At 67.2% G+C, this 22,905-nt stretch carries 13 protein-coding genes; 4 read left to right on the forward strand and 9 right to left on the reverse strand.

The window, feature by feature from the left end; genetic code table 11:
- The first annotated feature begins 79 nt into the window (after nucleotides 1-79).
- The 4 genes from C4K39_RS27085 (at nucleotide 80) to C4K39_RS27100 (ending at nucleotide 5,135) form a co-directional block, all read left to right on the forward strand.
- Entirely contained in the window at nucleotides 80-589 is a 510-nt protein-coding gene (locus tag C4K39_RS27085) for a sigma-70 family RNA polymerase sigma factor (protein WP_022639277.1), read from the forward strand.
- Nucleotides 586-1,569, forward strand: coding sequence for a DUF4880 domain-containing protein (locus tag C4K39_RS27090; RefSeq protein ID WP_124347881.1), 984 nt, complete (start codon nucleotides 586-588; stop codon nucleotides 1,567-1,569). Before C4K39_RS27085 ends, C4K39_RS27090 begins: the two co-directional genes overlap by 4 nt.
- Nucleotides 1,570-1,685: 116 nt before the next feature.
- Nucleotides 1,686-4,076 carry a TonB-dependent siderophore receptor gene (locus C4K39_RS27095; protein WP_124347882.1) on the forward strand — a complete coding sequence of 797 codons (2,391 nt, stop codon included), beginning with the start codon at nucleotides 1,686-1,688 and terminating at the stop codon, nucleotides 4,074-4,076.
- Nucleotides 4,077-4,190: 114 nt separating this feature from the next.
- A complete protein-coding gene (locus tag C4K39_RS27100; RefSeq protein WP_068580812.1) occupies nucleotides 4,191-5,135 on the forward strand; it encodes an alpha/beta hydrolase in 945 nt (314 codons plus the stop codon).
- Between the two features lie 47 nt (nucleotides 5,136-5,182).
- Here C4K39_RS27100 and C4K39_RS27105 read toward each other — a convergent pair whose 3' ends face one another.
- Genes C4K39_RS27105 through C4K39_RS27145 form a run of 9 tightly spaced genes read right to left on the reverse strand, consistent with a single transcriptional unit; the run spans nucleotide 5,183 to nucleotide 22,874 of the window.
- Nucleotides 5,183-6,598: an isochorismate synthase gene (locus C4K39_RS27105; protein ID WP_124347883.1), complete on the reverse strand. Its 1,416-nt coding sequence runs from the start codon at nucleotides 6,596-6,598 to the stop codon at nucleotides 5,183-5,185.
- Nucleotides 6,591-6,914 (reverse strand): isochorismate lyase, encoded by a 324-nt coding sequence (locus tag C4K39_RS27110; protein WP_164487366.1) that lies wholly within the window; start codon nucleotides 6,912-6,914, stop codon nucleotides 6,591-6,593. The genes C4K39_RS27105 and C4K39_RS27110 overlap by 8 nt, the downstream gene beginning before the upstream one ends.
- 23 nt (nucleotides 6,915-6,937) lie before the next feature.
- Nucleotides 6,938-7,717 carry a thioesterase II family protein gene (locus C4K39_RS27115; protein WP_124347885.1) on the reverse strand — a complete coding sequence of 260 codons (780 nt, stop codon included), beginning with the start codon at nucleotides 7,715-7,717 and terminating at the stop codon, nucleotides 6,938-6,940.
- A complete protein-coding gene (locus tag C4K39_RS27120) occupies nucleotides 7,714-8,838 on the reverse strand; it encodes a saccharopine dehydrogenase NADP-binding domain-containing protein (protein ID WP_225926520.1) in 1,125 nt (374 codons plus the stop codon). The genes C4K39_RS27115 and C4K39_RS27120 overlap by 4 nt, the downstream gene beginning before the upstream one ends.
- On the reverse strand, nucleotides 8,835-14,252 hold the full coding sequence (locus C4K39_RS27125) for a non-ribosomal peptide synthetase (protein ID WP_124347886.1): 5,418 nt from the start codon (nucleotides 14,250-14,252) through the stop codon (nucleotides 8,835-8,837). Before C4K39_RS27125 ends, C4K39_RS27120 begins: the two co-directional genes overlap by 4 nt.
- Nucleotides 14,249-17,716, reverse strand: coding sequence for a non-ribosomal peptide synthetase (locus C4K39_RS27130; RefSeq protein WP_124347887.1), 3,468 nt, complete (start codon nucleotides 17,714-17,716; stop codon nucleotides 14,249-14,251). Before C4K39_RS27130 ends, C4K39_RS27125 begins: the two co-directional genes overlap by 4 nt.
- On the reverse strand, nucleotides 17,706-19,472 hold the full coding sequence (locus C4K39_RS27135) for an ABC transporter ATP-binding protein (protein WP_124347888.1): 1,767 nt from the start codon (nucleotides 19,470-19,472) through the stop codon (nucleotides 17,706-17,708). The genes C4K39_RS27130 and C4K39_RS27135 overlap by 11 nt, the downstream gene beginning before the upstream one ends.
- Nucleotides 19,469-21,214, reverse strand: coding sequence for an ABC transporter ATP-binding protein (locus tag C4K39_RS27140; RefSeq protein WP_178083977.1), 1,746 nt, complete (start codon nucleotides 21,212-21,214; stop codon nucleotides 19,469-19,471). The genes C4K39_RS27135 and C4K39_RS27140 overlap by 4 nt, the downstream gene beginning before the upstream one ends.
- A complete protein-coding gene (locus C4K39_RS27145; protein ID WP_124347890.1) occupies nucleotides 21,207-22,874 on the reverse strand; it encodes a (2,3-dihydroxybenzoyl)adenylate synthase in 1,668 nt (555 codons plus the stop codon). Before C4K39_RS27145 ends, C4K39_RS27140 begins: the two co-directional genes overlap by 8 nt.
- Nucleotides 22,875-22,905: the final 31 nt, after the last annotated feature.

A 22,905-nucleotide genomic window follows, 5' to 3' on the forward strand; every position in this document is an offset into this window, starting at 1 on the left:
TAAAAATTCAAGCACCCAATAATGAGAAGCATTACCATAAGCACCCATTTTGCCCACCTCGACCTCGGAACCCTTATCGATGGTGCCCACCCCTTCGCTACAGCACGCCGTGGGCGAGCTCTACCTCCAGCATCACAACTGGGTGGTGCAACTGCTGCGACGCAAGCTCGGCAACCAGGACCAGGCCATGGACCTGGCGCAGGACACCTTTGTGCGCATCTTGCGCAGCGAGCAACTGCCGGTACTGCGCGAACCCCGGGCCTACCTGAACACCGTGGCCAGCCGCCTGTGCGGGCAGTATTTCCGCCGCCAGGCCCTGGAGCGCGCGTACCTGGAGACCCTCGCGCAGCTGGAGCCGCAGCACCAGCCCTCGCCGGAAACCCGACTGCTGGTACTCGAGGCGCTGGACGCCGTGGGCCAGGTGCTGGACGGCCTGGGCAGCCGGGTGCGCGAGGTGTTTCTGCTGTCCCAGCTCGAAGGCCTGACCTACCCGCAGATTGCTGAACGCCTGCAGCTCTCGGTCAACGTGGTGCAAAAAGCCATGCTCAAGGCCTACCGCCATTGCTATGCGGCGGTGTACCCGGGATGAACGCCTTCCAGCCGGTGGACGATCAGGGCGCTGTGGAACAGCAGGTTCTGGACCAGGCCCTGGAGTGGCTGGTGCTGCTGCAATCGGGCATCAGCAACCCCGAGCAGCAGGCCGCCTGCCTGGCCTGGCGCCGGACCGACCCGCAGCATGAACTGGCCTGGCAGCGCCTGGCCGGCATCGGCCAGGACCTGCGCGACAGCACCCGCAGCCTGCCCGCGCCCCGCGCCCGGCAACTGTTGCAGGCTCGCAGCCACCCCGGGCGGCGCACCCTGCTCAAGGGCATCGTCGGCCTGGGCGTGGTGGCCGCCAGCAGTTGGAGCGTGCGCGAACGACTGCTGTTGCCGCAGCTGTTCAGCGACTATCACACCGCCACTGGCGAGCGCCGCCAGCTACAACTGGGCGCTGGCGCCAGCCTGGAACTGGATACCCGCACCAGCCTCGACCAGCAGGCCAGCCCGCAGGGCTTGCTACTGCGGCTCAACAGCGGCCGCCTGTTGCTGACCCTGGGCAACGCTGCATCCGTGCAGGTCATCACCGCCGATGGCCGCATCCAGCTCGCGCCGCGCTCTCAACTGATCCTCAGCGTTGGCTTGCCGGGCATCAACGGCACCCGGGTACAACTGCTGGCTGGCAGCAGCTCGGTGAGTACCGCCCATGCCCCTGCGCTAAGCCTGGGCCCGGGCCAGCAAGTGGATGTCGCCCAACAGCGAATCGGCGCCCTGGCCGTCGTGCCCACCACGGCCAATGCCTGGACCCAGGGCCTGCTGATTGCCGAGCGCCGCCCCCTGGGCGAGGTGATCGCCGAACTCGACCGCTATCGCCCCGGCCTGCTGCGCTGCGCCGCCGAAGTCGCCGGGTTGCGGGTTTCCGGCTCGTTCTCCCTGAACCAGCCGGACGCCAGCCTCGATTTGCTGGCCAAGACCCTGCCGATTCGCATCCGGCGGGTAATGGGCTACTGGGCCTCCGTGGACGCGGCCTGATTTTTCCTCAGTTTTTTTCAAGACGGCGGCAGTTTTTTCAATCTCGTGCATCAAGACCAGGGAAGAAGCTGGAAAACAGCTCTGCGCCAACCCTTTCCAACCCACGGATTTTCCTTATGCACATTCGCCTTACGCCCCTTGCCGCGGCCTTGCGCCCGATCGTCATCGGCCTTGTCATCGCCACCTGCAGCCCGCCCCTGCTGTCTGCGGATATCCCGTCTGTAGGCTATGACATCGCGCCAGGCAACCTGGACCAGGTGCTGGGCGCCTTTGGCCAGCAGTCCGGGACCATGATCGCCGTCGACTCGAACCTGACCCAGAGCCTACGCAGCCCAGGCCTCAAGGGCCGTTTCGCCGTCAGCGAGGGGTTGCAACGGCTACTGGCCCCACTGGGTCTTGTGGCAGTGAAAGAAGGCGAAGGCTACCGGGTTCAAGTGGCCCCCGAAGTAGCCAGCGGCCCATTGCAGTTGGGAACGACCAACGTCGTTGCCAACCAGTTAGGGACCGTCACCGAAGGCACAGGCTCTTATACACCGGGCACCATCGCCACAGCCACGCGCCTGGTGCTGACGCCACGGGAAACACCACAGTCGATCTCGGTCGTCACTCGCCAGGTCATCGACGACTTCGGGCTCAACTCCATCGATGATGTCATGCGCCATACCCCGGGCATCACCGTGTCGACTTATGACAGTGAACGCACCAACTACTATGCCCGCGGTTTCTCTATCCAGAGCTTCCAGTACGACGGCATTCCCACCACACGCAGTAGCGCCTATTCGGCCGGCCATACCCTGACCGACATGGCGATCTATGACCGGGTCGAAGTGCTCAAGGGCGCCAGCGGCCTGCTCACCGGCGCGGGGGGCCCTGGCGGCACCATCAACCTGGTACGCAAGAAACCGACCAGCGAGTTCAAGGGGCATATCGACCTGGGTGCAGGCTCCTGGAACAACTATCGCTCGGAGATCGACCTCAGCGGCCCGCTCACCGAAACCGGCAACGTTCGCGGGCGGGCGGTAGCGGCGTATCAGGACAAGCAATCGTTCATGGACCACTATCAGCGCAAGACCAGTGTCTACTACGGCATCCTCGAAATGGACCTGACGCCCGACACCCTGCTGACACTGGGCGCCGACTACCAGGACAACGATCCGCGTGGCTCCAGCTGGTCCGGCAGCCAACCGCTCTACGATGCCTCGGGCAATGCCTTGAAGATGTCACGCTCATTCAACAACGGCGCCAAATGGAGTCGCTGGGAACAGTACACCCGCACGGTATTCGCGACCCTGGAGCACAGTTTCGCCAACGGCTGGGTCGCCAAGGGACAGTACAACCATCAACTCAACGGCTATTACGCGCCCCTGGGTTCGATCACTCCCGATGACCCCGTTATCGGCTCGATCTACGCCAACAAGTTCACCGGTGAAACCACCAGCGATAGTCTCGACGCCTATGTTTCCGGCCCTTTCAGCTTTGCCGGGCGTGACCACGAGATGGTGATCGGTACTTCGGCGTCTCGTTCGCACTGGAAAGGCAAGGACTACGGCGCACCGACCTACTTCGGCAACGCCTACGATTTCTTCTCCTGGAACGGCAAGAGCATCGAGCCGGACTGGGGATCGCCAACCTCGCTCAACGATGAAGTCACCCGCCAGACCGGGATCTACATGACCGGGCGCTTCAGCCTCATGGATGACCTGAAACTGTTGCTGGGAACTCGCATAGCCAACTACCAGGTCACTGGCACCTCCGATGCCAAGGACAGCGGCAAGGTGATTCCCTACGCTGGCCTGACCTATGATCTCGATGACCACTTCTCGCTGTATGCCAGCTACAGCGAGATCTTCCTGCCGCAGACGCAGTTCCGCGACCGTAACAAGAAGATGATCGAGCCTAACGAAGGCAAGAACTATGAAGTTGGCATCAAGGGCGAGTTCTTCGATGGCCGCCTGAACTCCAGCCTCGCCTATTTCGAACTGCATGAAGAAAATCGCGCGATAGAAGACCTGGACTTCAACAAAAGCCAGGCCAATATGCTTGCCTATAAGCCCGTGACCGCTAAGACCAAGGGTTATGAGGCCGAGATATCCGGGGAGCTGATGCCCAACTGGCAGGTACAAGCCGGTTACACCCACAAGATCATGCGCGATAAGGCTGGGCAGAAGGTGTCGACCTGGGAACCCGAGGACCAGCTCAACTTCTACACCACCTACAAGCTCAGCGGCCCACTGGACAAGCTGACCCTGGGCGGTGGAGCCCGCTGGCAAGGCGAAGGCTGGCAGGTGATCAACAACAAGCCCAAGAAGACCCAGGAAAAGCTAACCCAAGATCCTTACTGGCTGGTAGACCTGATGGCGCGCTATCAGATCACCGAGAATCTTTCCACCAGCCTCAACGTCTACAACGTGTTCGACAAGCGCTACTACACCAACATCGGATTCTTCGAGTCGGCTTACTATGGCGACCCACGCAACGTGATGGTCAGCACTCGCTGGAATTTCTGACCCAATCCGCCCGGCCCCCGCCGGGCGGTCACTGGAGACTCGACGAAATCTCTACGACCTTCCTGGCGACATCTGTTAAAACGCCCCTTCGATTGTTCTGTGGTGAAGCTTTCCATGCCCCCAACCCTGCCCCAGCGCCTGCGTCGCCGCTGGCTCCCCCTGCTGTGCATGGCCCTGCTGATCATTGGCCTGCCGACCAGTTGCGCGGTGCTGCAGTACAAGGAACGCCAGCTGGTGTTTCGCATCGAGCCCGGTACTGCCGGCTGGTTCCACGGCCTGCCGCAAGCGGTGCAGGAGTTGGAACTCAAGTCCAACCGCTTCAGGGCCGGACAGAACCTCCACGCCTGGTGGTGGCCGGCGCAACGCGCCGATGCGCCCGCGATCCTCTACCTGCACGGGGTACGCTGGAACCTCACCGGCCAGCTGTTTCGCATCGAGCAGTTGCACGCCCTGGGTTATTCGGTGCTGGCCATCGACTACCGGGGGTTTGGCCAGAGCCACGGCGAGCTGCCCTCCGAGGCCAGCGTCTATGAAGATGCCCGCGTGGCCTGGGAACGCCTCAAGGTATTGCAGCCCGAGGCGGGCAAGCGCCTGATCTACGGCCACTCCCTGGGCGGCGCGGTAGCCATCGACCTGGCCGCCGAACTGGGCCGCCAGGCTGCCAACGAACAGCGTCCGGTGGCCGCACGCGGCCTGATCGTCGAATCCACGTTCACCACCCTGGCCGACGCTGCCGTGGCAGTGACCAAGACCCGCCTGCCGGTGCGCTGGGTGATGTCGCAGAAGTTCGATTCCATCGACAAGATCAGCGAAATCGGCATGCCGTTGCTGGTGGTCCACGGCCTGAAGGACGACTACGTCCCCGCCCGCTTGAGCCAACAACTGTTCGCCGCGGCACTGCCGCCGAAAAAACTGCTGCTGGTACCCGGCGGCACCCATAACAACAGCATGAACCTGGCCGGCAAGGACTACGCCGTGGCGATCGGTGCATTGTTGAAACACCAACCCGCCACCGGCCTGGCCAGCCAACCTTCGGCCACCCGGCACGAAACCCTGTAGCCGCTCTGCGACAAGGCTCGCAGGGCCTTCAGCGATCGGCCGGTGCATCACCCGGCCTGCATGCCCGGTGTGCTTGAGGTCGGGCGCAGCGCCTCGCCGATAGTCCGCAGCTTCAGGCAGGTCTCCCGGTATTCGCTCTGCGGGTCCGACTCGGCGACGATGCCGCAGCCGGCGAACAGGTGCGCCTGGTTGCCGCGGATCAGCGCCGAGCGCAGGGCCACGGCAAATTCGCCATCGCCCTCGGCATTGAGCCACCCCACCGGCGCCGCGTACCAGCCACGGTCCAGCTGTTCGTGCTCGCGGATGTACTCCAGGGCACTGGCCCGGGGCAAGCCGCCCACCGCCGGGGTCGGGTGCAGGACCTGCACCAGTTGCAGCAGCTCCACCTGAGGCCGCAGGCGTCCCAGCACCGGGGTCAGCAGGTGCTGGACGTGAGCCAGGCGGTGCAATTGCGGCTGCGGGGCGATCTCCAGCATCGCGCAGAAAGGCTGCAGCGCCTCACGCAGGGTTTGTACTACCAAGGCGTGCTCATAGCGGTCCTTGGGGCTGTCCAGCAACCGCTGTCCCAGCTCCGCATCCTGCTGCTCATGGACGCCACGGGCACAGGTGCCGGCCAGGGCCACAGTGTTCAAGGTGCCGCGCGCCACCCGCACCAGGCGCTCGGGAGTGGCGCCAAGGAAGCAGCTGTCGCCACGGCTGAAGGCGAACAGGAACGCCTGGGGATAGGCCGCCTTGAGGTTCTCCAGCAACGCTCCACAAGGAATGTTGCGCTCGGCCTGCAGGCACACCTCCCGGGCCAGCACCACCTTGTTCAGGGCTCCGGCATTGATGCGTTCGATGGCGCCGGCGACCGTCGCCTGCCACTGCTGCGCACCACTGTCCAGGTCCTGCGGTTGGCTGCAAGCTGGCACCTGCAAGCGCGGCCCATGGGCATAGCGGGCCTGCAACAGGTTCCACTCCGCAGCGATCGCTGCCGCGCACTGGTCAACATCGGCCTCGGCCTCGATCCACAGGCTGAACAACCAGTGCTGCTGGTCGCCCTCGCGCAGCAACAGGATGCGTGGCAGCACCAGCGAGGTGTCGGCGAACGATTGCCACAAGGCGCCACGGACAGCCTCCGGGTCGAAGGAAAACCCACCACACAGATAGGCCTTGCGCGGCCCCACCTGATGCGCCCGCTCCAGTAACTGGCGCCAGGCCTGGGTACTGGCGGCGAAACGCTCGGCGGCCGGCGGACTGATTTCCTCGGTACAACCGAAACCGGCCATGGCCAGGGCACCCTGGTCGCCGGACCAGAACAGGCTCTGGCCGAACACCTGGCGGTTGCTCGCGAACAGCCGCAGCGGGTCCAGGCGCTCGGCGGCCTGGCTGAACACCACCAGCACCGCCCGGCCCTCGCGCCGGGCCTGGGCTTCGGCATCCTGCAACGCCCGGGTCAACCCGGGCAGGCATGCTTCATTCATCTTGCGCTCCTTGCTCCAGCCCGTGGCAGATGCGCCAGTGGCGCACTTGCTGGGCGATGTTCCAGTGGATGATCTGGGCGAACAGCGGCACCGCGAACATCGGGTCCAGTCCCGCCTCTCGTGCCCATTGCTGACGCTGCGGCAACATCGCCGCGACCCGTTCCGGAGCGGCGATGCTCTGCTCCGTGGGCTTGAACTGTGCCGCCGCCTTGACATATGCCAGGCGCCGGCCGAGGGCCCGGATGATCTGCTCGTCCATGGCGTCGATCCCGCGGCGCACATCGTCCAGGCTGCTGCATTGCTCGGGTGTCTTCATATCGGTGTCCATCAGGGAAAGGGTCATGGGGTCGAGGGCCAGCATTGCCACGCCGGCTCGCCAAGGCTGGCCAGCAGTCGGGTCAGGTGGCGCAGTACCTCGGCCTGCTGCTGGCGCAGGTAGAAATGCCCGCCGGGAAAAGTCTGGAAATCCGTGACCTGGCGGCTGCTCTCGGCCCAGGCATAGGCCTCGTCATGGTCCACCTCGCGATCCTGGGCACCGAGGCATACGCTCAGCGGCAGGTCGAGGGTCCGGCTGGCGTCGCCGCGATAGGACTCGATCAACCGGTAGTCGTTACGCAAGGCCGGCAGGTACAGCTCGCGCAGGGCCGGGTCATCCAGGGGCGACGGCTGGCCATCGGACAAGCGCCGCACATCCGCCAGCAACCCGGCGTCCGGGCCCAGGTGCAACTCGCTGTGGCGCTGGCGATGGGGAGCCGGATGGGCCGAGACGATCAAGCGCTGCGGTGCCGAACCCTGTTGCTGCAAGCGCAGCGCGACCTCGAAGGCCACGGCCGCGCCCATGCTGTGGCCAAACAGCACCAGCGGTCGGTCTGCCAGGTCCGAGAGCGCCCGGGTGATGGTGCCGGCCATCCACTCCAGGCTGCCGGGCCAGGTTTCCCCGAGGCGCTCCTCGCGCCCCGGGTATTGCACACTGATCAGCTCGATATCCGCCGGCAGTTGGTCGCGCCAATCGTTGAAGAAGCTCGCACTGCCTCCGGCATGGGGCAGGCAAACCAACCGGCAGCGTGGCGGTCGCGACTGCGGATAACGACGCAGCCAGGCACTGGGGGGCTTTCTCACAGCACACCCTCCTCGACTTCCAGGGTCGATATCGGGCCAGCGGCAAGACCGCCCGCAAGGCTGACCCGGGTATCCGGCAGCCAACGGCGCACCTGCTCCAGGCATGCGACGGCATCCAGCACCCGGGCCGCGTAGTGCAGGCCCTCGGGCAAACGGTCCCAATGCAGGGCACAGAAGGCCGCGACGCTGCCCGTCAGGCGCGAGCCATCACTGGCCCGCAACCAGGCGCTGGCCTGGTGCTGGCGCCCCTCACTCAGGCCGTCGATCTCCACCGCCAGCACCTGGTAAGGCTGGCGTCCCGCCACATCCAGGGCACTGGCCTGGACCAGCGCGGCGATATTCCGGGGCGAGTGCCGCGACTCCGGAGCCGAGCCCTGGATCCGCCGCAACGCGGCCGCCAGCTGCCCACCCTCGAACAGGTTGAAACCCTGGCCATGCCCGACCTCGAGATCGGCGAACAGGCGTTGCTGCTCGGTGCTCAGGTAGGGATAGGCCTGCACTCCGGCCACCGGCAGCCACTCACGCTCCAGCCACTGCTCGGCGGGAGCGGTGCTGCGCAGCAGCCGTCCCGCCGACCAGGCCATCTGCGCCTGGCCGAAACCATTGCCCAGGCTCAGCAGGAAGTCCTCGGCCGCAGTGTTGGACAAGCGCCCCAGGCCGCCGGCGTAGCAGCGCATGGCATCGATGCGCTGGAACGAGCGGGCCGGCAGCTGGGCGAACAGCCCGGAGAGCCCCGGCAGCATGCCCGCCGATACCAGCACCCGGCGCCCTGCCGGCAACTGGCCCGCCAGCCGTTCGTAGAGCGGATCGTCACCGCCGACGTCCAGGTAGTCGGCGCCGGCGGCCAGCGCCGCCTGGGCGACCCGATCGAGGATCCGATAGCTGGGGCCGGCGCAGTTGATCACCAACCCGCAGCCCGAGCAGAACGCCGCCAGGCTCGATTCGTCCCACAAGTCCAGGGGACAGACTTGCGCCCGTCCGCCCAGTTGCCGGTTCAGCTGTTCGGCCTGTTGCCGATCACGGCCGCCCAGGCGCAAGCGCCCGCTGTCGGCCAGCAGCAGGGCCACCTGGCGGCCGACACTGCCGTAGGCGCCCACCAGGCCGATGCTCATCCCGCTCATGCCGCCACCTCGGCGCCGAAGGCCCGGGCCACGGCCTGTACCTGGGGACTCTGCATGCAACTGAAGTGATCGCCCGGCACATCCACCACCCGTAGCTGCCCCTGGCACAGCGCCTGCCAGTAGGCGCTCATGTCCCGGTGCATGCCCGGCAGTACCTGTACCTCGCCGCTCTGGCGAATGAACAGCATGTCGCCCTGGTATGGCGTGGCCTCGTGCAAGGCCACCGCCGCCAGGCTATGGCGCAATACCTGCAACTGTTCACGCAGCCAGCCCAGGTCGCTCAACTGCGAGCCAGCATGGCGCATGGCCTCGGCGATCGCCTGCAGGCGTTGTTCCTGGGTCTTTTGCGCCAGGCGTCGCAGGCAGGCCAGGGCCGGTGCGCACTGGGCGTCGTCCGCCAGGGCCAGTAGCGACCCCTGGGGCACCCGTCCCGGAGTCTGCGCCAGCACCCGGGCGATGGTCCGTTCCATGGCCTGCTCGTCGGCCGGATACCCCAGTTCCAGTGGATCGGCCTGCATCACTCGGGCAAAGACGTACTCGGCCAGCAAGTCATCCTCGATCATGAACGGCACCCGGTAGCTGCTGATCACGCTCAGTTGCAGCACCTCGATCGACCGCGCCGCCAGGCACGCCGCAAGCTCCGTGGCCAGTAAGCCGCCGAGGCAGTAGCCGACGATGCTCACCTGGCGCCGGCCCTCGGCCTGCAAGGTATCGGCATAACGCTCCGCCAACTGGCGAATGGCGGTGGCCGGCTCCAGTGCCAGGTAACCCGGCACATCGTTGAGCACCAGGCCCTCCAGCAGCACTTGTTCGCCCAGGGCGGCGAACAGCGCGCGATACGGCGCCAGCGTGCCGCTACCGTCGTGGACGAAGATCCGCGCCGGTCCCTGGGCCTTGTCGCTGATGCGTACCAGCGGCGAATCGCCGTCCACGCCCTGCCCGCGCAAGTAGTCGGCCAAGGCCGCCACGGTGGGCTGGTTGATCAACTGGCGCAGCAGGTCGCTCCAGGGCAATTGCCGGGCCTGGGGCAAGGCTTCGCGCAAGCGACCCACCACCTGCGCCACCAGCAGCGAGTCGCCACCGAGCTCGAAGAAACCCTGTTCGCGGCCCACCGCCGGAACCCGCAACAGCGTCTGCCAGACCTGGGCGATACTGCGCTCCAGGTCATCCACGGGCGCCGCGCCACTGTTGACCTGCTGCTCGGGGCCAGCGACGCCGATGCGGGCCAGGGCCTGGCGATCGACCTTGCCATTGGCGGTCAGGGGCATCTCGTCGAGGATCTGCCAATCCGCTGGAATCATGTAGTCCGGCAGGCACCGGGCCAGATGAGCACGCAGTGACTCGGGCTGAAGATCGTGGCGCTCGCTCTTGAACCGGGTGATGAACAGGTGCTGGCCGATTTCCGACATCGCCTCCTCGGCCTTGGGCAAGCACAGCGCAGGCTCGCCCCCGGCTTCCAGCAGCAGTTGCTGCCATTGCTCGCGGCGGATGAACGTGGTGTCCAACTCGGCACGAAAGTCCTCGAAGGCCGTCAGGCCCTCCTTGAACTCCATGGACGCCATGATCTGGTAAGTGTCGCGGGTGGCCTCGATGAAGATCAGCCAGCCACCGGGGGCGAGCATCTCCCGCAACCGCGCCAGTACCCGGCTGGCATGCCGCGAGTTGTGCAAGACGTTGGCGCACAGGATCACGTCCAGCGAGTTGGACGCCACGCCCTGGGCCCAATGGTCCTGGTTGAGGTCGAACAGCCCATAGCTGACCCAGGGATAGGCAGCGAAATGCTCCCGCGCTTCGTTGAGGAAGAACTGCGACAGGTCGGTGAACTGGTAGTCCACCGCCAGGCCGTCCAGGGCCGGGATCAGGTCAGCGCTGGTGCCTCCGACCCCCGCGCCGATCTCCAGCAAGCGCAGGCGCTGGCCAGCCGGATGCTGGTGGATGATTTCCTGCACCGCAGCGCACACCGCCTGGTTCAGGTATTGGCTGATGAGGTTCTTGCGGTACGCCCCCTCGGCGGTATCGGTACGGCCTTCGGGGAACAGCAGGTGCAGCGGATCGAGCTGGTCGCTCATCAGCGCCGGCAGTTGCTCCTGGCTTTCGCGCAGGTAGCGCAAGACCTCGCCACCCCAGCCCACCGACGGTTCCAGGGCCTCGATGCGCTGCCACTGGCGGCGGTATTCCTCACGCTCGACCAGCAGGTTCGAGTAACGCCCGGTTTGCCGGTCATGGCTGATCAGGCCTTCACGGACCAGGGCCTGCAACCAGCGTCGGATCAGCCGCTGGTTGCGTGGCGCGACCTCGCAGACCTGCAACACCTGGTCCAGGTCATGCTCCTGTCCCGGTTCCTCGAACAACCCCGGACGCTTCAGCGCCAGGCCCATGGACAGCAACGCGGCACGCTCGACGCAGGCCGACATCTCACTGACCTGGGCATCGCTCAGGTGTCCGCGTACCGCTTGCGCGGCGGCCTGGGTCCTGGCCTCCAGCTCCTGCGGCCAGGCCAGCGGCATGTCCCGCAGGCTGGCCCGCAGGCAGGCTTGCAGGCGCCGGTCGAAGGCCCCCTCGCCGGCCGCTACCACCACCGCCGACTCCACATGGGGGTGGCTCAGCAGCGCACTTTCCACTTCCGCCAGCTCGATGCGATGGCCACGGACCTTGACCTGGAAATCCTCACGCCCGAGGAACTCGATCAAGCCGTCCTCCAGGTAGCGCCCCAGGTCGCCGGTGCGGTACAGCCGCTCACCGCTGCGCGGATGGTCGATGAAGCGCTCGGCGGTTTTCTCGGCGTCCCCCAGGTACCCCATGGCCAGGCCGTCGCCAGCGATGTACAGCTCGCCGGCCACCCCTTGCGGCCGATCACGGCCCTGTTCGTCGAGGATCATGAAACGCTGGTTGGCCAGCGGCGTGCCATAGGGAATGCTGCGCCAGTGCGAGGCAACCTGGGTGATCGGGTAATAGATCGACCAGATCGCCGCCTCGGTGGCGCCCCCCAGGCTGACCAGGCGCAGTTGCGGCAGCAGTTGCGCGGTTTCGGCGGGCAGGTTCAGGGCGATCCAGTCCCCCGAGAGCAACGCCAGGCGCAACGAAGGCGCAGCCATGGACGGTACCGCTTGCAGGTAGTGGGTGAGCATCTGCAACTGCGCCGGCACCGAGTTCCACAGGGTCACGCCGTGCTCCCGGGCACATTCGGCCCAGTGCGAAGGGTCAGCCCGGCGTTGCGGGTCCGGCAGCACCAGGGCACCCCCCACTGCCAGCAGGCCGAAGATGTCGTAGACCGACAGGTCGAAGCCCAGGCTGGCCAGGGCCAGCACTCGGTCGTCGGCATCGATGGCGAAACGCTGGTTGATGTCGACGATGGTATTGAGCGCCGCCTGGTGACTGATCATCACGCCCTTGGGCACCCCGGTGGAGCCGGAGGTGTAGATCACATAGGCCAGTTGCAGAGGGTCGACGGCCAACGCCGGCAGCGGCTGGCGGGCCGCCAACGGGCCCTGGTCGACCTGGATCAACTGGGTCACCCGTGCCGGCCAGCACAGGGCATCGGCGAGCCAGGACTGGCTGAGCACGCGGCTGACCTGGGCGTTGTCCAGGATCAGCTCGCGCCGGGCCTCGGGCTGGTTGGTATCCAGGGGCAGGTAGGCCGCCCCGGCCCGCAGGATCCCCAGCACCGCAATCACCTGTTCCAGCCCCTTGTCCATGCACACCGCGACCCGTTCCCCGGGTTGGCATCCGGCCTCCAGCAGAGCCTCGGCCACCGCCTCGGCACGCCCGGCCAGTTCGCCATAACTCAATTGCCCGGCGCCCTGGATCAGCGCCACCCGCTGCGGGGCGGCAGCCGCCTGGCGCCAGAATGGCTCGTGCAGCAAGCCGGCGGGCAGCGGCTGGGCAGTCTGGTTCACCAGTTCCCGTTGCAAACGCTGGGCCGCCGGCAGTTCCAGGCAGTCCTCCAGAGTCCAGGCCGAGGGCTCTCGCGCCAGGCGCTTGAGCAAACGTTCGAAGGTGTCGAACAAGGCATCGAGCAACTCGGCGCTGAATACCCCTTCGCGGATGTCCCAATTGATCGCCAGGCCGTTATCACGCTCGCTGACCTGGCAATCGATCAGCACCTGGGGCGTCTGGCTGATACCGAAGACCAGCTCGGCGCCGGGCATGAAGGCCCCGCCGCCACTCTCGCCACCGGCCCCCAGGGTACTGGTGAAGGCATAGGGCATCAGCGCCGCGTCCTGGCCCTTGCGCCGCGCCAGCTCGCGCAACACCTCGATGCCCGAGCACAGGCGATGGTCCATGTCCTGCCACAGGCGTTCCTGCAACTGCTGGCTGCGCTGGCCGAAGCTGCCACCCTGCAGGGTCTGCACTTCCAGCAATTCCACCGAGCTGAAGTCGCCCACCAGGCGGTCCACCTGGGGATGCAGCGACAGCCGATTGAGCAGGGTCAGGCTCAGGCAGAAGTGCCCGCGCCGGCTCCAACGGCCCAGGGTCTCGGCATAGGCCGAGAGGATCGCAGCCGATACCCCGACCCCGGCCGTTGCCGCGTTCAGGCGCAAGGCATTGCAATCGCGCTGTTCCAGGCTCATGGCCCGACGCAGGAAGCGCGGCCCGCTGGGCGCCCCCAGCAACGGTAGTTCCGGAGCTCCCGGCAAGCCGTCGACCCGTGCCCACCAGTACTCGCGATCGCGCTGGTAGCGCGCTTGCTCACGCAAGCGACGTTCACCCAGCACGTAGTCGCGGAAGCTGATCGGCGCCGGCGCCGGCAGCGCCTCGCCACGGTACAGCTGCTGCAATTCGGCCAACAGCATGCGCACGCTCTGGTAGTCGCAGACCAAGAGGTCCACCGACAGGTGCAGGCGCGCGGTGTCACGGCCCTGGCTGACGCACAGCTCGATCAGCGGCCACTGCTGGGGGCTGGCCCGACGCAACTCCATGCGCTCGCGCAGGGCCTGCAAGGCGCTGCCGTCATCTTCGCGCAGGTCGTGGCGCACGACGGCGTAATGTGGCACCTGGGGCAGGATGCGCTGGTAGCCCTCCTCCGCGACCACCGCGCGCAGCATGTCGTGGCGCACGATCAGCTGGTTCCAGGCCTGTTCCAGGAGTGCCGGGTCCAGCTCCTGCCGAGCGAACTCCAGGTAGCCATGGCAGGCCACGCCGCCATAGCTGAACGCCGTGGTACGCCCCAGCAAGTAGGCGGCTTGCACATCGGTCAGCGGGAAGGGTTCGTCCCGCGCGGCCAGGTCGGCCTCCAGGGTCGGCAGCTGCGCCGCTTGCAACAGTTGCAGTAGCCCATCCTTGTGCTCGCGCAGTTGCCCCAGGCGCGCTTCATCCATGACCCCAGCCGGGGCCCGGTAGCGCAGGCGCCCCTGTTCTTCCCAGAGTTCCACGCCCAGTTGTTGCAGGTCCTGTTGCAGTTGTTCCAGCGTCATAGCACGCCCTCCACCATTGCGTTCTGATTGACGGGCCGCTGTTCCCGGCGCGAGGCGAGCAACTGCCCCTGCAGGGCCACGGTGGCCGCGTTGAAAAAGTCCTTGAGCGACAGCTCCACCTGGAACTGCCGCGCGATACGTTCGATCAACCGGGCCGCCAGCAGGCTATTGCCGCCCAGGGCGAAGAAACCCTGGTGCCGGCCCACCCGCGGCACTTGCAGAATTTCTTGCCAGAGCGCCGCCAGGGCTTGCTCCCACTCGCCCTGCGGAGCCTCGCCGCCCTGGGGCTGGGCTCCCTGGCGCTGCTCTTGCAGCAGCCACGCCAGGGCCGCGCGATCGACCTTGCCGTTGCTGCTCAGGGGCAGCTCGTCCAGGGTCAGCCAGCTATCGGGCAGCATGTGCTCGGGTAACCACTGCCCCAGCCACTGGCGCAGGGACTGGTGGTCGGGCAGTGGCGCCACGCCAACCAGCACCGCCGCCAATTGCGGCTCGGCACCGGGCAGCACCAGGCTCAATGCCCGGCTGATGGCCGGGTGGCGCTCCAGGGCCACGTCGATTTCCGCCAGCTCGATGCGAAAGCCGCGGACCTTGACCTGATGGTCCATGCGCCCGAGGAATTCCAGGGTGCCGTCGGCCCAGTAACGACCCTGGTCGCCGGTGCGGTACCAGCGTCCACCGTCATGCTCGACGAAACGCTGGGCCGTGAGGTTTGCCAGGCCGCGGTAGCCAACGGCGACCCCGGCGCCACCGATCCACAACTCGCCGGGCACCCAGTCAGGACAGTCGCGCCCCTGCGAGTCCACCACCCGGAAGCACTGGTTCGCCAGGGGTCGGCCATAAGGGATCGAACGCCAGTGCCCGGGTACCTCGTCCACTTCTTGCAGGTTCGACCAGATCGCAGCTTCGGTGGCCCCGCCCAGGGCGGCGAAACGCACCGCCGGCCCGGCCGCTTCGCGCAGGCGCCGCGGCAGATCGAGGCCGACCCAGTCACCGGAGACCATGGCCAGGCGCAGCCCCGCCAGCTCGCCGGGGCTGCGCACTTGCAGGGTCAGCATGTCGAGCAACGCCGGTACCGAGTTCCATAGGCTCACGCCATGCTCACGCACCAGACGCAGCCACTCCCGGGGCTCCTTGCGCAGGGTATCGGCCGGCAGCACCAGCGCGCCGCCGACACTCAGCAGGCCGAAGAGGTCGTACACCGAGAGGTCGAAATCCAGGGCCGAGACCCCGAGCACCCGATCTTGCGGACCCACCTGGTAATGGCGGTTGAGCGCCTGGATGGTGTTCATCGCCGCCTCGTGGCTCAGCTCCACGCCCTTGGGCTCGCCGGTGGTGCCCGAGGTGAAGATCACGTAGGCCAGGGCCTGCGGCGCCATGACCAGTGGCTGCGCCAGGGCCGGCGCCACCCGGGCCTGGGCCAGGGTCACCACGCGCAGCTCGGCAAGCCAGATGCCACCGTCGCGATGGGCGTCGTCGGTGATCACCACTCGGGCCCCGGCCCGCTGGTAGATCATGTCTCGCCGGGCCGGTGGCTGCTCGATGCCCACCGGCACATAGACCGCGCCGGCCGCGAGGATGCCCAGCGCGGCGATCACCTGTGCACGCCCCTTGGGCAGGGTGATGGCCACCGTATCGCCCGGTTGCACCTCCCACGCCACCAGGGCGCCGGCCAACTGCAGGGCCTGGCGGGCCAGCTCGGCATAACTCAGGCTGCCCTGGTCGCAAACCAGCGCCAGGCGCTCGGGGTGCTCTTGCGCCTGCTGGAAGAACCCCTGGTGCAGCAGCTGCGCCGGGGTGGCGTGCAGGCAAGCATTGGCCACCTGGCGCACCTGCTGCTGGGCCGCCGGCAGAGGCAAGGGCGCCACCTGTTGCCAGTCATTGGCACACAGCCACAACAACAGGCCGCGATAGGCGTCGAACATCTGCTCCAGCAGGTTTTCGGGAAACAGCTCCTGCACCGCGTCCCAGTTCAACAACAGGCCATCGGCCTGGGGGTAGCTCTGGTGATCCAGCCAGACCTGGGGCGTCTGCGACAGGGCCCAGCCTGGCTCGCCCAGTTGCTCGCGGCAGGTCTGGTCGACGAACGCCGGCCCCAGGTTGCAGGCGAACACCACCGGTGCGCCCTGGCCTGTGCCCTGGCGCAACCGCGCGCGCTCGCGCAGCACCTCGACCCCGGGCCAGGCGCTGTGGGCGATGTCCTGGTGCAACTGGGCCTGCAAGGCCAGGGCCTGCTGGCAGAAATCCCGGGGTTGGCGCAGGTCCACTTCCAGCAGCACCAGGTTGGAGAAGTCCGCCAGCAAATGCGGTACGCAGGGATGCAGTTCCTGGCGGTTGAACAGCGGCACGTTGAGCACGAAATGCGGATTGGCGCTCCAGCGGCCCAGCACCTGGGCATAGGCGCAGGCCAGGACGCTGGCCAGGGTCAGCCCGTACTGACGCGCACGTTGTTCCAGACTCTGCAACTGAGCGTGGTCCAGGCGCATGGCCAGGCGTTGGAACCGTGGCCGCTCCACTTGCTGCGGCTCACGGGCCAGGGGCAATTGCGGGCCGTCCGGCAACTGCTCCAGGCGCGGCTGCCAGTAGTCCCGGGCGGCAGCCAGTTGCGGCGCACGCAGGGCCTGCTCGGCCCGCAGGTAACGGGCGAAATCCCACTCCAGCGCCGGCAGTTGCTGCTCCTGGCCGGCATGGATCAGCGCCAGGTCCCGTAGCAGAATGCCGATGCTCAGCACGTCGGCCACCAGCAGGTCGATGTTCAAGTGCAAGCGACTACGGCCTTCGGGCAGCAGGCTCAACTGCACATCGAATACCTCGCCACGGCCGACTTCCAGGCAGCGATGGGACAACTGCTGGCGAATCCGCTCCAGGGCCTCGGCCGTGGCCACGCACGAGGCCTCGCGCAGGTCGTGGACGGTCAAGCCGCGCCAGGGGCTGGCGGGCAGGATGCGCTGGCAGGTATCGCTGACGAAGCAGGCCCGCAGCATCGGATGGCGCTGGCACAGGCGCCGCAGGGACTGCTCCAGGCGCTCGGGATCGAGCCCTTGGCCGTCCAGCTCCTGGTACAGGTGGCAACCAACGCCACCCAGGGGCATGCCGGGATCGCGGCCGAACCAGTAGGCCTGCTGCAGCGGCGTCAGGCCGAAATCACCATCGACCTGGCTGCCTGGCTCCTCCGGGCACAGGGCCACGGCGCCACGCCGGGCCTGGATCAGCGCCCACCAGGCGTCCAGGGTCGGGCGTTCGATCAACTCGGCGAAGCCGAGGTTCACACCCTCGGCAGCCAGCAGCGCCGGCAAGCGCATGATGCTTACCGAATCCAGGCCCTGCTCGATCAGCGACACCTGCGCCTCAAGATCCTCGGGCTCATAGTTCAACAGTCGTGCAATGCCCTCGCAGAGTCCTTGGGGTGAATGACTCAGGCCGGCATCCGCTGGGTGAGCGCGGGCCAGTGCTGGGTTATCGGTCATGGGAGACGGTCCTTTGGGGTACGGAAGGGATAGGCCGCAAGCGCCAGCGATTGATCGCCTCGCGCTCGTGGAACAGGTCGCGATAACGGCCGGGGGCCGCCATCAGCTGGTTATGGTTGCCGCGCTGGACCAGGCGACCCTGCTCCAGCAGCAGGATCTGCCCGGCGCTGGGCGCCAGGGTCGGTTTGTGGGTCACCAGCACCACGCTGTGCTTGCGTGCCAATTGCAGCAGGGTGCGGTTGACCCGCGCCTCGCTGATGGCATCCAGGGCCGCCGTGGGTTCGTCCAGCAGGATCAGCCCCGCGTCCTTGAGCAGCACCCGGGCGAGCGCCAGGCACTGGCGCTCGCCACCGGAGAGGCTGACACCGCCCTCGCCCACCAGGGTTTGCCAGCCCTGAGGCAAGCGCTGGGCCAGGTGATCCAGGCCGGTGGCCTGGGCCGCCGCCAGCAGTTCACTGTCACTGGCCTCGGGGCGGCCCAGGCGCAGGTTGTCCCACAGGCTGGCGGCCAACGGCGGGCAGTCCTGGAACATCAAGGCAATGGAGGCATCGCGCTGGGCGGCCGAGATCTGCCGCAAATCGACGCCACCGAGCAGGATCGCGCCGCTGCTGACATCACTGAAGCGCGCCAGCAAGCGCAACAGGCTGGACTTGCCGGAGCCCGAAGGGCCCACCACCAGGGTCAGCGAGCCGGGTGCCAGCTCGAAGCTGATGTCCTGCAACAACGTCCGCCCCTGGCGTACCAGTCCCAGGTCGCGAACCTCCAGGCGCGCATCGCTGGGCACCTGGGGCCGCTCGGGCTCGGGTAATGCCGGCAATTGCAACAGCTCGCGCAGGCGCTCCAGGCCGTGGCGGGTCTGGCGCAAGGTGGTGCCCAAATTGACCAGCGCGCCCATGGGCTCCACCAGGCAGGTGGCGAGTATCGCCAGGGCCAGGTATTGCACGGCGCCCAGGCTGCCACCGAGCACCGCGTACAAACCGCTCAGCAAGACCCCGGTGTAGCCAGCCTGCAACGCCACCGCCAACCCCAGGGCCGCCGGGAAGGTGCGCCAATGGGCCCGGCGCTGGGCCACGCGCTGCTGTTGCAGGGCCACGGCCAGCAGGCCGAATTCCTCGCCATTGCGCCCGCTGGCGCGCAGCAATGGCTGCTGGCGCAGGAACTCCAGGACCCGTGCCGCCGCCTCGTTGGCCGCCGCTTCGCTGAGCCGTTCGGCCTGCCCGCCCCAGCGCACGCCCCAGTGGTAGAACAGCAACAACAGGGGCACGCTGGCCAAGGCCGCCAGGGCCATGTCGCGGTCGTAGAAGAACAGCGCCACCAGCAATGCCAGGGGCGTGAGCAAGGCATTGGCCATGGGCTGCAACAGATGCGCCGGAGTGCTCATGATCTGCAGCACGGTATGGGTCACCAGGCGATTGAGCTCGGCGCCCCGCTGCTCGACGAACCACTCCAGGGGCAAGCGTGCCAATTGCTCTCCGATGCGCAGATTCAATGATTGCGCCGCGGCGCCACCGGCTCGATAGCCGGCCAGTTGCGCATACCGGCGCAGGACCAGGCATAGGGTCGCCAACCCGGCGAAGAGCCCGGCCCAGCACCAGGACGCGGCACCGGCCGCGGCCTCGAAGACACTGGCGAAGGCCATGGGCAGCAAGGCCAGTGCCGCGCCCTGGGCCAAGGCACTGCCAGCCACCGCCACCAGGGCCCGGCGCAACAGGCCGGCTTCCCCGGGCTGCACACTGCGTAGCAAGGCACGGATCATGACTGCCCCCCGCTCGCCGGCGTGGCGCAGAACTGTTCGGCGGCCCAGAGCCCGGCATACACCCCCTGCCTCTGGAGCAACGCCTGGTGGCAACCGCATTCCACCAGTTCTCCAGCTTGCAATACGACGATCTGGTCGGCGTCCTGGATGCTGCTCAGGCGATGGGCAATCACCAGCACCGTACGCCCCACGGCCAATTGCGACAGCGCCTGCTGGATCGCCGCCTCGGACTCCGGATCGCTGGCCGCAGTGGCCTCGTCGAGCACCAGGATCGGTGCCTGGCTGAGCATCGCCCGGGCGATCCCCAAGCGCTGGACCTCGCCACCGGACAACTGCACTTGGCCATCGAGCAGGGTGTGGTAACCCTCGGCCAGGGTGCTGATGCGGCAGTGGATCTGTGCCGCCCGCGCTGCTGCCTCGACTTGCTCCAGGCTGGCCTCGGGCCGCCCCAGGCGCAGGTTGTCCAGGACGCTGGCGCGCAATAGGCGCACCTCCTGGAAGACAAAGGCCACCTGGCGATACAGGGTCGCACTGTCCATGTCCCGCAGGTCGACCCCACCGATGCGGATCGCCCCGCCGCTGACGTCGGCAAAACGGGCGAGCAAGGTGGCCAGGGTGGACTTGCCGGCCCCGGAGTCGCCCACCAGGGCGGTCAGGGTGCCGGGTTGCAGTTGCAGGTCGATGCCCCGCAAAACCCGGGTGCCATCGGGATAGCTGAAGTCCACTGCATCGAAGGTCACCCGGTGCCCTTGGGGCTCCAGGGAAAAGGCTGGCTGGACCAATACCGGAGTGGCCAGCACTGTAGCGATCCGCTGCGCCGCCGCCCGGCCCTGGACCAGCGAGTCGGCGCCATGCCCCAGGGCCGCCACCGGCGCCGCCAGGGCAGGACCCAGCAAGGCGAACGGCAGCAGCTGCGTGGCTGGCAGCCATCCGGCAGCCACCAGCGGCACTCCGGCCACCAGCACCAGCGCCAGCACCAGCAATGGGGACAACAGCACCTCGACACTGGCCCCCAGGCCGGCCCAGCGCTCCACCCACTCGGAGAAGAACCGCCCGAAACCGCGTACCGCGCTGGCGAAGTCCTCCTGCACCCGCTCTACCCGGCCGAAGGACTTGACCATGGCGATGCCCTGGACGAAGTTCAGGGTCGCGGTGGACAGCGCCCCCAAGGCACTCCCCAGGCGCTGGCGCTCCTCGCGGTAGTCCATGCTGCGCATGGCACGCAGGCGCCACAGGGCGAGCAGCGGCGGCAACAGCACCACCAGGGCCATGACCAGGTTGACGCTCAGCAGATAGGCCAGGCTGGCCAGGGGCACCACCAGTGCCGCCACCAGATTGTTGGGCAGGTGCGCCACCAGCTGGTGCATGGCGCCGACATCGTCCAGCAGCGCCCGTTCGGCGGTTTCCCGCTGGCGACCGAACCAGGCCAGGGGCACCCGCGACAGGTGCGCGGCGATGCGTTGGCGCAGCTGGCGCTGCAGGTCGCTGTCGGCCAGGTGGCTGATCTGCAACGCCGCCGCCAGTCCCAGCAGGCGCAGGAGCAAAGCCCCGGCACCGGCCAGCAACCAGAAGCGCGCCTGCTCCAGATCCAGCTCGCCGGCCAGGAGCAACGGCGCCAGCTGGGCCACGGCGATCAACGGCAACAAGCCCACCAGCGCGGCGCTTGCCTGCAGCGCCATCGCCGCCAGCAAGCGCCCACGCACTGGGCGCAGGAGGTCGGACAGTCCTTGTCGATCAGCCACGGCTAGCACTTCCCTCCGGCAACTCGGCCCGATCGCCGAAATACAGGGCCTGGATCGCCTCGCGCAGGTGCTTGCGGCTGACCTTGCCAACCCCGGTCTGGGGAAACGCCGGAATGAACTCGAAGCGATCCGGCAGCTTGAACGCCGCCAACCCCTGGCTCCGCAGGTGGCGAAGCAAGGCCGGGGCCCGGGGCGCCGGGCCGCGGGGAATGACGAAGGCGCAGGTACGCTCGCCCAGGAAGGCATCGGGCATGGCCACCAGGGCCACATCGGCCACGGCCGGATGACTGAGCAGCAGGTTCTCCACCTCCTCGGCGGCGATCTTTTCCCCGCCGCGGTTGATCAGGTCCTTGTCTCGCCCCTCCACCACCAGGTAGCCGTCGGCGGTCAACAGCACACGATCGCCGGTGCGATAGAAACCCTCGGCGGTAAAGGCCTGGGCATTGTGTTCGGGATAGCGGTAGTAGCCGCGAATGGTATAGGGGCCGCGGGTCAGCAACTGGCCCACCTGGCCGGCCTCCACAGGCTGGTCCTGTTCATCCACCACGCGGATCTCGTCCGCCGGCGACAGCGGCCGGCCCTGGGTATGCAGCACCCTCTGCGGCGGGTCCTGGGGGTCGGTGTAGCAGATCAGGCCTTCGGCCATGCCGAACACCTGTTGCAGGCGGCACCCCAGCACAGGTTCCACACGCCGGGCCGCCTCGAAGCTGAGCCGGGCACCACCCACTTGCAACAATTGCAACTGGGGCACGCCCCGGCCACGGGCCTGGGCCGCCTCCAGCCAGACCAGCGCCAGCGGCGGCACCAGGGCGGTATGGGTCACCGCCTCGCGCTCGATCAGCTCGAAGCAGACCTCCGGGCTCGGCGAAGTGCTCAGCACCACCCGCCCTCCCACTGACAAGGCGCCGATGAAACCCGGGCAGCACATGGGAAAGTTATGCGCCATGGGCAGCACCACCAGGTACACGCTGGCACTGGTAAAACCGCAACGCTCGACACTGGCGCGCAGGTTGTAGACATATTCCTGGTGCCGACGCGGGATCAGCTTGGGAATCCCGGTGGACCCACCGGACAACTGGAAGCAAGCCACTGCCTCAGGGCTGGGGGACGGCAGCACCAGGGTTGGATTCGCGTCGTAGAGCCCGCACAAAGCGGTGAATTCCTCGGCCTCGCCAGCGACGATCACCCACTCCAGGTGTGGGTTGGAGGCTTTGAGCTCGCGAGCCATGGCCCGGTAGTCGAAGCCGGCGTCCTGGTCGGCGCACAGGTAGGCCCGGGCCTGGGCGAACTCGCAGAAGCGCCCGATTTCCAGCTGACGGTGGGCCGGCAAGGCGAAAATCGGCCGCACGCCGAGGCGGTACAGAGCAAAGCAGACCTCGACGAACGCCGCACTGTTGGGCAATTGCAGCACCACGTTGTCACCGGCTCGCAGGCCCAGGCGATACAGCCCGCTGGCCAGCTGGTCGACACGCAGGTCCAGTTGGCGATAACTCAGGCGCTGTTCGCCAGCGCTCAGCGCCTCGCGCTCGGCAAAGGCCCGGGCAGCCTCGCGCAACACGTCGCCGAACGTTTCTTCGCGCCAGTAACCGGCCTGGCGATAACGTTCGGCGAAGGCCTCGGGCCACGCGGGGCAATCCTGCTGATCATCGTAAGTGGACATGCTGTCTCCTGGTTTTCTTGAGGCAAAAGGC

Origin of the sequence: Pseudomonas sessilinigenes, from assembly GCF_003850565.1 — a bacterium.
Classification (GTDB): Bacteria; Pseudomonadota; Gammaproteobacteria; order Pseudomonadales; family Pseudomonadaceae; genus Aquipseudomonas; species Aquipseudomonas sessilinigenes.

Coding starts and splice junctions, on each gene's coding strand:
- C4K39_RS27100 (WP_068580812.1), top strand. CDS start 4,191: ATGCCCCCAACCCTGCCCCAGCGCCTGCGTCGCCGCTGGCTCCCCCTG.
- C4K39_RS27145 (WP_124347890.1), bottom strand. CDS start 22,874: ATGTCCACTTACGATGATCAGCAGGATTGCCCCGCGTGGCCCGAGGCC.
- C4K39_RS27085 (WP_022639277.1), top strand. CDS start 80: ATGGTGCCCACCCCTTCGCTACAGCACGCCGTGGGCGAGCTCTACCTC.
- C4K39_RS27135 (WP_124347888.1), bottom strand. CDS start 19,472: ATGATCCGTGCCTTGCTACGCAGTGTGCAGCCCGGGGAAGCCGGCCTG.
- C4K39_RS27105 (WP_124347883.1), bottom strand. CDS start 6,598: ATGAATGAAGCATGCCTGCCCGGGTTGACCCGGGCGTTGCAGGATGCC.
- C4K39_RS27090 (WP_124347881.1), top strand. CDS start 586: ATGAACGCCTTCCAGCCGGTGGACGATCAGGGCGCTGTGGAACAGCAG.
- C4K39_RS27125 (WP_124347886.1), bottom strand. CDS start 14,252: ATGACGCTGGAACAACTGCAACAGGACCTGCAACAACTGGGCGTGGAA.
- C4K39_RS27130 (WP_124347887.1), bottom strand. CDS start 17,716: ATGACCGATAACCCAGCACTGGCCCGCGCTCACCCAGCGGATGCCGGC.
- C4K39_RS27095 (WP_124347882.1), top strand. CDS start 1,686: ATGCACATTCGCCTTACGCCCCTTGCCGCGGCCTTGCGCCCGATCGTC.
- C4K39_RS27110 (WP_164487366.1), bottom strand. CDS start 6,914: ATGAAGACACCCGAGCAATGCAGCAGCCTGGACGATGTGCGCCGCGGG.
- C4K39_RS27120 (WP_225926520.1), bottom strand. CDS start 8,838: ATGAGCGGGATGAGCATCGGCCTGGTGGGCGCCTACGGCAGTGTCGGC.